Origin of the sequence: Polynucleobacter sp. AP-Titi-500A-B4 (assembly GCF_018688095.1) — a bacterium.
In the GTDB taxonomy this organism is placed as follows: Bacteria; Pseudomonadota; Gammaproteobacteria; order Burkholderiales; family Burkholderiaceae; genus Polynucleobacter.
Genome location: NZ_CP061311.1, coordinates 1,366,894 through 1,380,634 on the forward strand (window position 1 = coordinate 1,366,894; position 13,741 = coordinate 1,380,634).

Genomic DNA, 13,741 nt, shown 5'->3' on the forward strand with positions numbered 1-13,741 from the left:
AAACCATGGGTGCAACATACGGAGACATCCCTTTAAGGGGATGTGTAATAGCATGACTTTTTCTAAAGAAACTAAACACGAGCCGAAAGACTCAAAGAGCTCTGGATCTGAATTCCAGAATTTCGCCCTTGCGGCCTCACTCCTTAAAAACGTTGCTGAACTGGGTTTTACCCAGGCCACCGAAGTACAAGCTCAGGTTATTCCTGCTGCTTTAGCTGGCGGTGACTTATTGGTCAGCAGCCAAACCGGTAGCGGTAAAACTGCAGCCTTTTTATTGCCTTTAATTAATCAACTGATTGAAAGCAACCCGAACAATTCACCTGTACCAGGTCGCGCACAACCTAAAGTGTTAGTGCTCTGCCCGACTCGTGAGTTAGCTCAACAGGTTGCCGCCGATGCAGTGAACTTAGTTCGCGGCATGAAAGGTATTCGTATTGCCACTGTGATGGGTGGCATGCCTTACGGCAAACAAATCCAAGCATTGAAAGGTGCATTGTTAGTTGTTGCAACTCCAGGTCGTTTGCTCGACTTGTGCGATAGCAAAGCAATTCGCTTAGATGATGTTAAACAACTCGTTATCGATGAAGCTGATCGCATGCTCGACATGGGATTTGCCGATGATCTCGAAGCCATTGATAAACGTTGCGCTGGTCGCAACCAAACCTTGATGTTCTCTGCAACTTTTGCGCCAAAGATTATGTCTTTAGCAAACGAGTTGACTACCGATGCCAAACGTATTGAACTTGCTCACGCCGGTGAAAAGCACGCCAACATTGAGCAGAAGTTGCACTGGGCTGACAGCATGTCACACAAGCACAAACTTCTTGAGCACATTTTGGCTGACGCCTCTTTGGATCAAGCAGTCGTGTTTGCAAGCACCCAAGTTGAAAGTGAAAAGATTGCTGATACATTGCGTGCGAATGGTTACGAAGCAACTGCCCTTCACGGTGCAATGCCTCAAGCTGTGCGTATGCGTCGCCTTGAGTCTTTACGCAAAGGTCACACCAAGATTTTGGTTGCCACTGACGTAGCGGCTCGTGGTATTGATGTGCCACGTATCAGTCACGTGATTAACTTTGGCTTGCCAATGAAACCAGAAGACTATACACACCGCATCGGTCGTACAGGTCGCGCTGGTCGCAATGGTGTTGCAATCACCTTAGTTGAACATCGTGATCGTGCCAAGATTCGCAATATCGAGCGCTTCACACAGCAAGATATCGTTGCCTCTGTTATCGCAGGTCTTGAGCCACAAGCCAAGCCTAGCTTTGGTGGTGGCGGTGGCCGCCCTGGCGGTGGTCGCTCTGGCGGTGGCTTTGGCGGTAATCGCTCTGGCGGTGGTGGCGGTCGTTATGGCTCTGGCGCACGCTCTGAGTCACGCTTTGGTGGCGGTGGTAGCGGTGGCGGCAATACTGGTGGAGGCCGTTCAGGCGACTCACGTCCTGCACGTTCTGCGGATTCACGTCCAGCACGTTCTGCGGATTCACGTCCAGCTCGTCCGGCAGGTCCACGTTTTGCTAAACCAAAGTCTGGCGGTCAACGTCGTAACTTTAGCGGCAGCTAAATATGACTCACCGTAATCGTCTCCGTTCTTCATGGAATCGAGTCGGTTCCGGTGAAATTCATCGGGCGCCACGAAAGTGGCAACCATGGCTAAGTGACATTGGGTCTTTAACCCAAAAAATTGAGAAAGCAATTGGTCAAAAACTGCAAGTTCAGGTTTTGCGTGATTGTTCTCAAACCTTAAATAGCGATGAGAGTCGCTATTTTCATTTCAAGATCAGACGTTGCCGCGTTCGGGAAGTCTTGCTCTGCGTAAATAATATTCCATTGGTGATGGCGCATAGCGTGATTCCAACTTTGAGTTCGAGTGGCAGTAATCATGCTGTATTACGCCTTGGCACCAAGCCATTGGGTGCAGTCTTGTTTGCTAAAACCCGAATGAATTCCAAGGCAAAGCCACCACGCGATATTGCTCGTCTTGATAAAGGCAGCGCCTTGTGGAAAAAATGCTCCAAGAATTATCCGGGACTTAGCTCACCTTTGTGGGCACGTCGTACCCTCTATCGATTAAAGGGTCATCCCATCTTAGTCAATGAAATCTTCTTGCCAGCCCTATTAAGCTACTCTGCTTCTTAAGAATTACCGACCTATCAAATGGTGAGCCAGGCTAATGTGGCTTTAATCAGCGCTTCATCGCCTGGATCAGTTGTAAACACTTCACCAAATCCAACTGCTTGGGCAGCATCAGCAATATTGTGATGTGAACATAAGGCGCTAGCACTTTGTAAACCTTGTGGTAGTTGATGATTTGCAACCTGTCCTAGGTAGCGAACTGCCTCAGAAGAAGTTAACAGCCAAAGAGATTTAGAAATATCCATTTGCTGTATGGCATGCCATACAGAATTATTGGTATCTAAGGGCACGCGAGTGTATGTAGAAATCGCCTCGACTGTTGCACCAGCTTTTTTAAGCGTCTCAGCTAACCAATCTCGACCACCCTCACCCTTAAAGATGACTATCTTCTTGTTGTGCCAATCCCACTGCAGACCTTGAAGCTCCTGCCACAAACCTTCAGAATCCCATTGTTCATTGTTTGCAGGAATCATCACTGGAGTCGGCCTTGCTTCTAAGCCAATGCCGTGGTTTTTTAAAGCTAAGGCGCTACTGCCACCCATCACCCCAATCGGAATGATCTTTTTAGAAAAATCCTGCCAATCACGCTCTAGCAAACGCATGACAGATTCAATGGCATTAGGACTAACGAAGATTGCTAAGTCAGCATCCTTTAAAACGGTAGCAATATGGTCTGCAAGTTGTTCATCATCTTTAGGAACAATCGTGAGCAAAGGTAGAGATACGATTTCTGGAAGACTGCGCTTTGCAACACCACTCTTTTCAATCGTCTGCGAAAGTACTTCGATCAACTGACGAGCTTGACCACTCGGCCTAGTGATAACAATGGTTTTAGTGCTCATCGTGATTGTTACTCTAAATCACTTCACAATCTTCGGAATCAATTCCGCCGCACCTTGGGCTAGCAGATCTTGCGCTACCGCTAAGCCGAGGGCTTCTGCATCCTCAATGGATTGCACGGCTGCGCTACCTTGCGCTAGGCAAATGGCTTTGCCATCAGTGCTAGCAACAAAGGAGCGAATCTGCAGGTGGTGTTGATCCCAAGTGGCGTGAGCAGCTAAGGGCACTTCACAAGAGCCGCCTAATTGACGTGAGACCATGCGCTCAGCCGATACGGCCAATAAAGTCGGTAAGTCATTTAAGGGGGCGAGCCAGTCTTTGATATGCGGGTGCGCACTTAAGGTCTCAATCCCTAGGGCTCCTTGACCAGCAGCTGGGGTGTAAGGGTCATAGGGTAAATAGGCCCGAATCCGGGACTCTAGGCCAAGGCGCTTTAAGCCAGCGGCAGCCAAAATAATGGCTTGGTACTCCCCACGATCGAGTTTGCCCATGCGGGTATCGAGGTTGCCCCGTAAGGGCTCAATCCTCAGATGGGGAAACTTGGCTCGCAAGACTGACTCTCGGCGCAGGCTTGATGTGCCCACAATTGCGCCAGAAGGAAGGTCTTCTAAGCTACTGTAATCATTAGAGACAAAAGCATCTCTGGCATCTTCTCTAGCCATCACACAAGACAGGTCAAACCCGCTTGGCATGACCATCGGGACATCTTTTAAAGAATGGACTGCTAAATCGGCTCTGCCATCTTCTAGGGCAGTCTCAAGCTCTTTGACAAAAAGGCCTTTGCCACCCACTTTGGAGAGGGCTTTATCCAAAATCTGGTCTCCCCGGGTGGTCATGCCCAAAATCTGGACATCACAGCCTGGATAGAGCTTTTGTAGGCAGGCTTGCACATGCTGCGCCTGCCACATGGCTAAGCGACTTTCGCGGGAGGCAATGACAAGGCGTTGGGGGGCTTCCAGAGCGGCGGATAGAGGTGAAGAATTTAGGGTTTGGGACATAACATTTAAAATAATCAAAGACCTACACCAATATACTGTGTTTATGAGCTCATCCAAAAATTCCCTAGCCAACAAAGCCCAAGCTTGGTCGGCCCGTTTTGACGAACCCGTTGACGAACTTGTTCAGCGTTATACAGCCTCTATCGGCTTTGATCAACGCTTTGCAATGGTGGATATCGCTGGCTCCCTCGCCCACGCCCAAATGCTGGCAGCCCAAAAAATCATCAGCGCTCAGGATTTAGCCGATATTCAAAAGGGAATGGCTCAGATCAAGAGCGAAATCGAGGCAGGTGAATTTAAATGGCAGTTAGCGCTAGAAGATGTGCATCTCAATATTGAGGCTCGCCTTACTGAACTCGTTGGCGATGCTGGCAAGCGTTTGCATACCGGTCGTTCGCGCAACGATCAAGTAGCAACTGATTTACGCCTGTGGTTACGTGGCAGTATTGATGAGATTGCGGTCACTTTAAAAGCCTTGCGAACTGCTTTATTAGATCTTGCAGAAAAGCATGCTGCTACCATCATGCCAGGGCATACTCATCTGCAGGTTGCACAACCGATTACTTTTGGTCATCACTTGATGGCCTACTACGAAATGTTCAGTCGCGATGCAAGTCGTCTCGCGGATTTGCGTACACGTTTTAATCGTCTACCACTGGGTGCCGCTGCTTTAGCTGGGACTACCTACCCAATTGATCGCGACCAAGTTGCCAAGATCCTGGGTTTTGATGGTATCTGCAATAACTCCTTAGATGCGGTCTCTGATCGCGACTTTGCGATTGAGTTCTGTGCCTTTGCCTCAATCTTGATGATGCATGTCTCACGCCTGTCTGAAGAACTTGTACTCTGGCTGAGTCCTCGTTTTGGCTTTATCGATTTACCAGACCGTTTCTGTACTGGCAGCTCGATCATGCCGCAAAAGAAGAACCCTGATGTTCCAGAATTGGCGCGCGGTAAAACTGGTCGCGTCTATGGTGACTTGATGTCTTTGTTGACATTGATGAAGAGTCAGCCTCTGGCATACAACAAAGATAATCAAGAAGATAAAGAGCCTTTATTTGATGCGGTTGATACTGTGCAAGATACCTTGCGCATCTTTGCCGATATGGTTCCGCACATAGAAGTAAAAGCTGACGTCATGAAAGCGGCGGCTGAAGAAGGTTTTGCTACTGCTACCGATTTAGCAGACTACTTAGTGAAAAAAGGTCTAGCCTTCCGTGACGCACATGAAGCTGTTGCACATGCTGTCAAAGCTTGCGTTGGCAGAAACTGCATGCTGACTGATCTGAGTCTTTCTGAGCTGCGCTTTGCTTGCGGTTTAGATAATCGCCCAGAACTCATTAGTGATGAGGTATTTGCACTACTTACGGTTGATGGCTCTGTGCAATCTCGCCAGCACGCTGGTGGCACAGCACCCTCACAAGTACTCGCTGCCATTAAGCGGGGGCGCACAGACCTCTAAATCACATGGGGTTTTGGTCCAAGCTCTCTGCGGGCATTGATCGTATCAATCAACTGCTAGGCAAAGCCGCTAGCATCATGATCCTGCTGTCCTGCGTAGTATCCGCAGTTAATGCCCTGCTTCGCTATGGATTAGACATCAGCAACAATTGGCCATTAGAGCTGCAGTGGTATCTCTTTAGCGCAGCAGTGATGCTGGGTGCCTCATATACCCTTAAGCGCAATGAACATGTTCGCGTCGATCTAATTTATTCCCAGCTCTCTGATCGTGGTCGACTGTGGGTTGATCTTTTTGGACTAGTTTGTTTTTTAATGCCAGCCTGCCTCTTGTTTACTTGGCTCTCTTGGACCACCCTCTTCTATCCATCCTGGTTAGTGATGGAGCATTCCATGAATTCTGGTGGTCTAGCGCGCTATCCGATTAAATTTATTGTGCCCTTTGGATTCTTCATGTTGAGCTTACAAGGCTTATCGGAAATCATTAAACGTATCGGGGCACTCAACGGTGAAATTGTCTTGCCACGCGAAGATCTTCATTACGAAAAGCCCATGCAATGATTCCATTGGAGTGGATGCCCCCCTTCATGTTTGGTGGCCTCATCATCTTTATGTTGATAGGCTTCCCAGTCGCTTTCTCATTGATGGCGGCAGGCCTGTTCTTCTCTCTGATCGCGATGAGCGAAGGCTTTTTTGGAATGGCTTTTTTGCAAGCGATCCCTCAGCGCATCTTCGGTAGCGTGCTAGCCAATGATCTTCTCCTAGCCATCCCCTTCTTCACTTTTATGGGTGCGATTCTGGAGCGCTGTGGCCTTGCAGAAGAAATGCTGGATTCGATGGGCCAACTCTTTGGACGCGTGCGTGGTGGCTTGGGTTACTCCGTCATCATCGTAGGCTTCATTCTTGGGGCTATTACGGGCACTGTCGCGGCTCAGGTAATTGCCATGGCGATGATCTCTTTGCCAGTGATGATGCGTTATGGCTACAACATGCGCTACGCCACAGGCGTTCTTGCCGCCTCTGGAACGATTACCCAATTAGTACCGCCCTCATTAGTGTTGATTGTTTTAGCAGATCAACTCAAAACTCAAAGTGGTAGCGCAGATGTGGGCAGCATGTATCTTGGTGCTTGGGGTCCATCGCTTTTACAGATTGCCTTATTTGCGCTCTATACATTTTTCTTGGCGCGTATTCGTCCGAACGATTTACCACCCGTTCCAGAGAGTGCTCTGACCCTCAAGGGCTGGGCTCTTTGGAAAAAATGCCTGATGGGCATTATTCCTTCGGCAGTATTGATCTTCCTGGTTCTTGGCACCATCATGACCGGTATTGCCACCCCTACTGAATCTGGCGCGATGGGGGCCATGGGTGCGTTACTATTAGCCTGGATCAGGCGAGCCAGTATCTCCAACCTTAAAGGACTTGTTCAAGAGGCTTATCAAAACACCATGCGCATCACTGCAATGGTGGTCTTTATTTTGATTGGCTCTACCTGTTTCTCAGTAGTGTTCCAGGGAGTCGATGGTGGGCGCTGGGTTGAAGAACTTTTCTCCAGCTTGCCTGGTGGCTGGGTAGGCTTTTTAATTGTCGTCAATCTCTTTGTCTTTTTCTTAGCATTCTTCTTGGACTTCTTTGAGATCGCCTTCATTGTGGTGCCGATGCTAGCACCAGTGGCTGTCAAGTTGCTCTCACCAGTATTGCTGGACTCTATGAACGGCAATCCGCAAGCAGCTGCCAGCGCAGCACTGGTTTGGTTTGGAGTCATGCTGTGCGTCAATATGCAAACTTCTTTTATGCATCCCCCATTTGGATTTGCCCTGTTCTATCTCAGAGGTGTAGCCCCTAAAGAAGTAAAAAGTAGCGATATCTATTGGGGCGCTTTGCCTTGGGTGGGATTGCAGCTCATCATGGTGGTACTTGTGATGGCTTTCCCGGCACTAGTGACCACTTTCCTTGATAAACCCGCCGTAGTCGCTCAGAGTCAGGACTTTAACTTCACAGGCGATGAAAATAAATCAGATACGCCAGCAAATAAAGTGGATGAAGATGCTCCGGTAAACTTCCAACTAGATAAGCCGGTTAAGTAAAAATCTATTAGCCAGCAATTTGCCCAGGTCTACCAAAATACCAGCCCTGGAAAAAATCACAACCCTTTAGTAGTAATAGGTCAAATTGCTCTTTGGTTTCAACGCCTTCCGCAATGACTCGGATATTGAGTGTTTTTGCTAGACTCAAAATATTATCTACGATTGCTTGATCATCTTTATTGGCCATCATGCCGGCAACAAATGATTTATCTAATTTAAGGTGCTCGATAGGAAGTTTTTGCAAATACGCTAGCGAAGAATAGCCCGTGCCAAAGTCATCCAACACAAATTGAACGCCTTTGCTGCATAAGCGCTCCATCACGCCAATAGCCAACTCCGTATTCGTTAAAAATGTTCCTTCTGTCACCTCTAAATGAACGCGCTCTAGCGGAATCTGATATTGCTCAGCCAGCAATATAAATTGGTCAGCAAATCTCAAATTCATTAGTTGATGAGCACTGATGTTGATCATCAAGATATAGTTGCGATGAGCGTCAGAAAAGGCCCAGAGAGACTGATTGCTAAAAATGTTTCTTAAGATAGATTCGCCCACTTCATTCATTTGCCCACTCTTCTCGGCAAATGGAATAAAGTCATCCGGCATAACCATTCCAAGCAAAGGATGCTTCCAGCGAGCTAATGCCTCATAGCCAATGCACTGTTGTTGACGGTCAACTACCGGTTGATATTCAACAAAAAACTGGTCTTGCTCAGCCGCTTCTTTCAACCCTAAATGGAGTTCATTTTTACGATCAAAGCTAGACTTTAAGGTTTCATCAAAAAATCGGTAAGCAATCTGTGGATCTTCTTTAGCTGCGTACATAGCAATATCTGCATGCTTTAAGACCTCATCAAATTGAGTCGCATCTCCACCGAAAACGACCGCCCCCATACTAGCAGTAGCCTTAACGCCGACCATTTCACCCAAATCAAACTCTTCTGATAGCTCAACTAAGATTCTCTTGATTCCCTCTTCAAGCGCCACTCGAGCACTCTCGGCAGTAGACCCAAGACGCTCAAATAAGATCAAATACTCGTCACCGCCGATACGCGCAATCATATCGGTCGGTCTGATTGCGCGCTGAATACGATTACCAAACTCTCGTAATAAGTTATCGCCAATATTGTGGCCATAGGTATCGTTCACTAACTTGAAGCTATCCAAGTCAAGATAAGTTAAGCCAGAATAGACACCTCCGCGGCTAGCTTCACCGATAGCCCTATGAATTCGGTCCTTAATATATTGGCGATTCGGCAGCCTGGTGAGTGGATCAAAAAAGATCAGCTCTTCGATTTTTTCTTTAGACGCAATCTGATCACTGACATCATGAATTGCTCCGACCATTCTTATTGGGGTGCCATCGGGCGATTTTTCGACGACATCCCCCCTATCTTCAACCCAAATTTGCCGTTGATCAGATCGAATCATTCGATACTGCAGGCGGTACTCTTTTTTTCCTACTAAAGCATTCTCTAGACTTTCTATCACCTGAGATAAATCCTCGGGATGGATGCGATTCTTAAAATCTTCGACTGAAAAATAGGTTTGATTTGGATCCTCACCAAGCATCTCAATCCAGCGATCGTTATGCTTTACCTCACCCGTTTGGATATTCCAGTCCCAAATGCCATCGCCCGTTACATTGAGTACATGCCGCAAGCGCTGTTCAGTTTGAGTGGCTTTTTGATTGGCAAAGTTAACCTTGAGTTCATTGAATTGGATCAACAAATCACGTCTTTCTTTTTCCTCAATTCCGAGGACTAGACCAGTAAATATCACGTAGCGCGAGAGACCCATCAATAGCAATGCTATGTAGGTAACCGCATTAATTGGACCGCCCTGATACGCAAATCCAACGCCTAAAAATATAATAGTTGAAAGCCTAATTAACCATATCAACCCGCCCAGTAAATAAACTAGCGCTAAAACACCGCCAAAAATGTTTAAAGACTTTTTATAGTATTGGTAAGTAAGAAAAAATCCGTACAGAAAGATACTGGCATTTAGAAAAGCAATAAGAGTTGGCTGATATGGATTACCGTAATTAATTTCTACCAACATCAGGGCTGCTATTGCAAGCAAGCCTGCAGCAATATTTTCGAGAGCTACCCTTTTGAAATTCCGCACCTTCCCCGAGAGATTTGAGATGGCATAGTTTGAGAGTAATCCACCGACTAGAGCTAAAGCATTGCCTACCTTATAAGATATGAACTCTGGGACATATTCTCTTAGGGTTAGAAAAATGATCCCAGTACCAGTCGATAAACAGCCAGCAATCCAATAAGTTACATAAACGGGTCTATTTTTTCTAAACTGGACCGCTAATAAAGCAGCTCCCGCGTATGTAAACATCGCAAAGAAGATAAACAGAGAAAAAATAAAGTTTGATGTATTCATGAATCAAATTCGATTAATCTGCCGATAGGTACCCAAACCATATGCATTAAAACTAGAGGGTAATATCAGGCTCTTGCCTGACACAATCAACATAGTACTCGCTACGTCCATCTAGATCGGCCTTCACCAAGCCGTGGATATCCGTCTCAAAGCCTGGGAACTTCTCATTGAAGTCACGAGCAAAGTAGAGATAGTCCACAATCCGTTTATTAAAGCGCTCTCCAGGAATCAAAAGTGGAATGCCTGGAGGATATGGGGTAACCAACATTGCCGTTACGCGGCCATCCAGCTGATCTAGAGGCACTCGATCCACTTCTTTGTGCGCCATTTTTGCCCAAGCTTCTGAAGGCATCATGGCGGGCTCCATGTCCGAGGTATACATCTCAGTCGTCATGCGGGCTACGTTGCGGCTCTTATAAAACTCATGAATTTGTTGGCAGATATCTTTAAGGCCAACGCGCTCATAGCGTGGGTGCTTTGCCACGAACTCAGGCAAGACTTTCCATAGCGGAGCATTTTTATCAAAGTGATCTTTGAATTGTTGTAACTCAGTAACGAGCGTATTCCAACGACCTTTGGTAATACCAATCGTGAACATAATGAAGAAGGAGTACAAACCGCACTTCTCCACAATCACGCCATGCTCAGCAAGGTATTTGGTCACAATGCTCGCTGGAATACCCATGGAGCCGAAATTACCCTCGATATCCAAACCAGGCGTCACAACCGTTGCCTTGATCGGGTCAAGCATATTGAAGCCTTCGGCGAGTTTGCCAAAGTCATGCCAACTTGCATTGGGTTCTAGCAACCAATCAGAGCGTTCGCCAATACCTTCTTCTGCCAAATGATCTGGGCCCCAAACCTTGAACCACCAGTCGGCACCAAATTTATCATCCACTTCACGCATGGCACGGCGGAAGTCCATCGCTTCCGCAATCGACTCTTCAACCAAGGTAGTGCCGCCCGGAGATTCCATCATGGCAGCAGAGACGTCGCACGACGCGATGATCGCGTACTGTGGACTGGTTGAGGTGTGCATCAAATAAGCCTCATTAAAGCAATCACGGTCAAGCTTATGCTCTTCAGCATCTTGCACCAACACTTGTGAAGCTTGCGATAAACCCGCCAACAACTTATGAGTTGATTGAGTGGCAAACATCAAACTCTTCTTGGTGCGCTTACGATCTGATCCAATCGCATGCATATCTTTATAGAAAGGGTGAAATGCAGCATGCGGCAACCAAGCTTCATCGAAATGCAATGAGTCAACCTTGCCATCAAGCATCTCTTTAATCATCTCGACGTTATAAACAATACCGTCATAAGTACTTTGAGTCAGCGTCATGACACGCGGCACAACGTTCTTATTCTTAATGAATGGATTGGCGTCAATCTTCTTCTTAATATTGGCCCACTCAAATTCTTCTTTAGGTATCGGGCCAATAATGCCGAGGTGATTACGGGTGGGCATTAAGAAAATCGGAATCGCGCCCATCATGGTGATGGAATGAATCACTGACTTATGACAGTTACGGTCCACCAGAACCACATCGCCAGGAGCAACCGTTGAGTGCCAAACAATCTTGTTAGATGTTGAGGTGCCGTTGGTGACAAAGAATAAATGATCAGCATTGAAAATGCGGGCTGCATTGCGCTCACTCTGCAAGACAGGGCCAGTATGGTCTAGGAGCTGACCTAATTCTTCTACGGCATTACAGACGTCAGCTCTGAGCATGTTCTCACCAAAAAACTGATGGAACATACGACCTACTGGACTCTTTAAGAATGCTACGCCACCAGAGTGGCCTGGGCAATGCCAAGAGTAAGAGCCTTCAGAAGCGTAATTAGTTAAGGCACGGAAGAATGGTGGTGCCAAAGAATCGAGGTATACCTTTGCTTCGCGAATAATGTGACGTGCTACGAATTCTGGGGTGTCTTCATTCATATGAATGAAGCCATGTAACTCGCGCAGGATGTCATTTGGCATATGGCGTGATGTACGAGTCTCGCCATACAAGAAAATCGGAATATCTTCATTACGCTTGCGTACTTCTGTAATAAATGCACGCAAATTATTTAATGCTGGAAGGTCGTGATCCTCAGAGTCGGATACAAACTCTTCATCATCAATTGAAACGATAAAGGAAGATGCGCGAGAAGCCTGTTGAGCAAAAGAAGTGAGGTCACCATAGCTGGTTAAACCAATGACCTCCATGCCTTCGTTCTCGATCGCCTCAGCGAGGTCGCGAATACCAGAACCCGAAATATTTTCGGAACGGAAGTCCTCATCAATGATGATGATTGGGAAACGAAATTTCATAAAAACTCCCCTACTAACTTATCCGATGTATTCGGAATCCACTTATCAAAATTGGTCAAATCAATGACCCGACCGCCATCTGGCGAAACCGTGACTATATCGACAAAACTCGCATTTTGCTGCACATCTCTTGGCAAGTAAACATGGCGGGCATAAACCTGGTTGGCTAAGCTCTCATGGTAGCCAGTAAAAGTGATCAGGAGGTGCCACTGTTGCTCAATGGCAGTCTTGCCTAAATAGTCCTTTAGTGGGCTTTCGTCATCCACGCTATGCATGGCAGTCCAGGTCAATGAAAACACCGGGCTTTCTGAGCGATGCAGTGGCAACTCCACTGAGCGGCGATAACGCTCACCCTCAGAGGTCATGCTCTCAGCAATCAACCAGAGTCTTAATTGGGCTTCAACAATATGCGAACTGCGATCATTAGCCACTCGAAACTTAAAAGTTTGTATTCCGTCATGACTACCAACTACCGCAACCTTGGAAAAGCGTATACCAGCTGTTGGACGAGTAAATCGTGCAAACGCTAAACCCGTTGTTAATGCGGAATACACAATACCAAAGAATGCTTCGAAGGTCACGATAGAGTTCGCCATATGTCCGATCGGAGTCATACGACCATAACCAATGGTTGCCATGGTTTGCACGCTAAAGAAAAATACATCAAGCAGGGAGCCGGGCTGTGCATGGGTAATAGCCCCATCACCACAAGCTAAGTAAGCAAAAGCAAACAGAAGATTGGTAGATAAATAAACAAAGACCACCAGCAGCAAAAAGCTTGTCCAGCCGGTACCTAGCAGCCAATGATAGAAATTATTTTCAGGGCGCGCTACTTCAGAGCGCGAGAGTGTAGCGCGATACTCATCTAAGTTAATCCTTGCAGGACGGCGACTTAATGGGAATTTACGCACTGCCGAAAATGGCTTAGGTCTTAGGCAGGGTCACGCCCCGCTGACCTTGATACTTACCACCGCGATCTTTATAAGATGTACCACACACTTCATCGCTCTCGAAGAAGAGTACTTGTGCACAACCTTCACCCGCATAAATTTTTGCTGGCAATGGTGTGGTGTTTGAAAACTCTAGAGTGACATATCCTTCCCACTCTGGCTCGAATGGAGTGACGTTCACAATAATGCCGCAACGGGCATAGGTACTCTTACCAACGCAAACGGTTAATACGCTGCGAGGAATCTTGAAATACTCCACCGTTCTTGCCAATGCAAATGAATTTGGTGGAATGATGCAGACATCACCCTTAAAGTCGACAAATGATTGCTCATCGAAATTCTTAGGGTCAACAATCGTGCTGTTGATGTTGGTGAAGATCTTAAATTCGTCTGCGCAACGAATGTCATAGCCATAACTTGATGTGCCATAACTTACGATTTTGTTGCCTGCGGCGTCTTGGCGGATTTGCCCAGGTTCAAATGGGCTGATCATGCCTTGCTCGCCCATGCGGCGGATCCAGTGGTCAGATTTAATAGTCATGGACGAATTGTAA

At 46.9% G+C, this 13,741-nt stretch carries 11 protein-coding genes; 5 read left to right on the forward strand and 6 right to left on the reverse strand.

The genetic code is table 11. The features are described from left to right. Nucleotides 1–52: 52 nt before the first annotated feature. Together FD968_RS06870 and FD968_RS06875 are read left to right on the forward strand one after the other, a co-directional pair. Complete coding sequence (locus tag FD968_RS06870; protein ID WP_215364971.1) at nt 53–1,564, forward strand: DEAD/DEAH box helicase; 1,512 nt, start codon at nt 53–55, stop codon at nt 1,562–1,564. Between the two features lie 2 nt (nt 1,565–1,566). Next, nucleotides 1,567–2,139, forward strand: coding sequence for a chorismate lyase (locus tag FD968_RS06875; protein ID WP_215364973.1), 573 nt, complete (start codon nt 1,567–1,569; stop codon nt 2,137–2,139). A 14-nt stretch (nt 2,140–2,153) separates the two neighbouring features. On the opposite strand, the gene FD968_RS06880 is transcribed toward FD968_RS06875, so the two are convergent. Both FD968_RS06880 and hemC read right to left on the reverse strand, forming a co-directional pair. Further along, complete coding sequence (locus FD968_RS06880; protein ID WP_215364975.1) at nt 2,154–2,978, reverse strand: uroporphyrinogen-III synthase; 825 nt, start codon at nt 2,976–2,978, stop codon at nt 2,154–2,156. An 18-nt stretch (nt 2,979–2,996) separates the two neighbouring features. Beyond that, nucleotides 2,997–3,974, reverse strand: coding sequence for a hydroxymethylbilane synthase (gene hemC, locus FD968_RS06885; protein WP_215364977.1), 978 nt, complete (start codon nt 3,972–3,974; stop codon nt 2,997–2,999). Between the two features lie 43 nt (nt 3,975–4,017). On the opposite strand from hemC, the gene argH reads away from it, so the two are divergent. The 3 genes from argH to FD968_RS06900 are packed head-to-tail and all read left to right on the forward strand — an operon-like array spanning nt 4,018 to nt 7,519. Then, nucleotides 4,018–5,436, forward strand: coding sequence for an argininosuccinate lyase (argH, locus tag FD968_RS06890; RefSeq protein WP_215364979.1), 1,419 nt, complete (start codon nt 4,018–4,020; stop codon nt 5,434–5,436). A gap of 5 nt (nt 5,437–5,441) precedes the next feature. After that, nucleotides 5,442–5,993 carry a TRAP transporter small permease subunit gene (locus FD968_RS06895; RefSeq protein ID WP_215364981.1) on the forward strand — a complete coding sequence of 184 codons (552 nt, stop codon included), beginning with the start codon at nt 5,442–5,444 and terminating at the stop codon, nt 5,991–5,993. Further along, nucleotides 5,990–7,519, forward strand: a complete 1,530-nt coding sequence (locus tag FD968_RS06900) for a TRAP transporter large permease subunit (RefSeq protein WP_215364983.1) — start codon at nt 5,990–5,992, stop codon at nt 7,517–7,519. The genes FD968_RS06895 and FD968_RS06900 overlap by 4 nt, the downstream gene beginning before the upstream one ends. Before the next feature lie 7 nt (nt 7,520–7,526). On the opposite strand, the gene FD968_RS06905 is transcribed toward FD968_RS06900, so the two are convergent. The 4 genes from FD968_RS06905 to dcd are packed head-to-tail and all read right to left on the reverse strand — an operon-like array spanning nt 7,527 to nt 13,728. After that, entirely contained in the window at nt 7,527–9,917 is a 2,391-nt protein-coding gene (locus FD968_RS06905) for a bifunctional diguanylate cyclase/phosphodiesterase (protein WP_215364985.1), read from the reverse strand. Nucleotides 9,918–9,969: 52 nt separating this feature from the next. Continuing rightward, nucleotides 9,970–12,237 (reverse strand): arginine/lysine/ornithine decarboxylase, encoded by a 2,268-nt coding sequence (locus tag FD968_RS06910; RefSeq protein ID WP_215364987.1) that lies wholly within the window; start codon nt 12,235–12,237, stop codon nt 9,970–9,972. Next, entirely contained in the window at nt 12,234–13,148 is a 915-nt protein-coding gene (locus FD968_RS06915; RefSeq protein WP_215364989.1) for an ion channel, read from the reverse strand. The genes FD968_RS06910 and FD968_RS06915 overlap by 4 nt, the downstream gene beginning before the upstream one ends. 13 nt (nt 13,149–13,161) lie before the next feature. After that, the gene (gene dcd / locus FD968_RS06920; RefSeq protein WP_068948880.1) at nt 13,162–13,728 is read right to left on the reverse strand and encodes a dCTP deaminase; all 567 of its coding nucleotides are present in this window, start codon (nt 13,726–13,728) and stop codon (nt 13,162–13,164) included. Nucleotides 13,729–13,741 lie beyond the last annotated feature (13 nt).

Excerpts from the sequence above, each read along its gene's own strand:
- FD968_RS06900 (WP_215364983.1), top strand. The coding sequence starts at position 5,990 with ATGATTCCATTGGAGTGGATGCCCCCCTTCATGTTTGGTGGCCTCATC.
- argH (WP_215364979.1), top strand. The coding sequence starts at position 4,018 with ATGAGCTCATCCAAAAATTCCCTAGCCAACAAAGCCCAAGCTTGGTCG.
- hemC (WP_215364977.1), bottom strand. The coding sequence starts at position 3,974 with ATGTCCCAAACCCTAAATTCTTCACCTCTATCCGCCGCTCTGGAAGCC.
- FD968_RS06895 (WP_215364981.1), top strand. The coding sequence starts at position 5,442 with ATGGGGTTTTGGTCCAAGCTCTCTGCGGGCATTGATCGTATCAATCAA.
- FD968_RS06870 (WP_215364971.1), top strand. The coding sequence starts at position 53 with ATGACTTTTTCTAAAGAAACTAAACACGAGCCGAAAGACTCAAAGAGC.
- FD968_RS06910 (WP_215364987.1), bottom strand. The coding sequence starts at position 12,237 with ATGAAATTTCGTTTCCCAATCATCATCATTGATGAGGACTTCCGTTCC.
- FD968_RS06880 (WP_215364975.1), bottom strand. The coding sequence starts at position 2,978 with ATGAGCACTAAAACCATTGTTATCACTAGGCCGAGTGGTCAAGCTCGT.
- FD968_RS06905 (WP_215364985.1), bottom strand. The coding sequence starts at position 9,917 with ATGAATACATCAAACTTTATTTTTTCTCTGTTTATCTTCTTTGCGATG.
- dcd (WP_068948880.1), bottom strand. The coding sequence starts at position 13,728 with ATGACTATTAAATCTGACCACTGGATCCGCCGCATGGGCGAGCAAGGC.
- FD968_RS06875 (WP_215364973.1), top strand. The coding sequence starts at position 1,567 with ATGACTCACCGTAATCGTCTCCGTTCTTCATGGAATCGAGTCGGTTCC.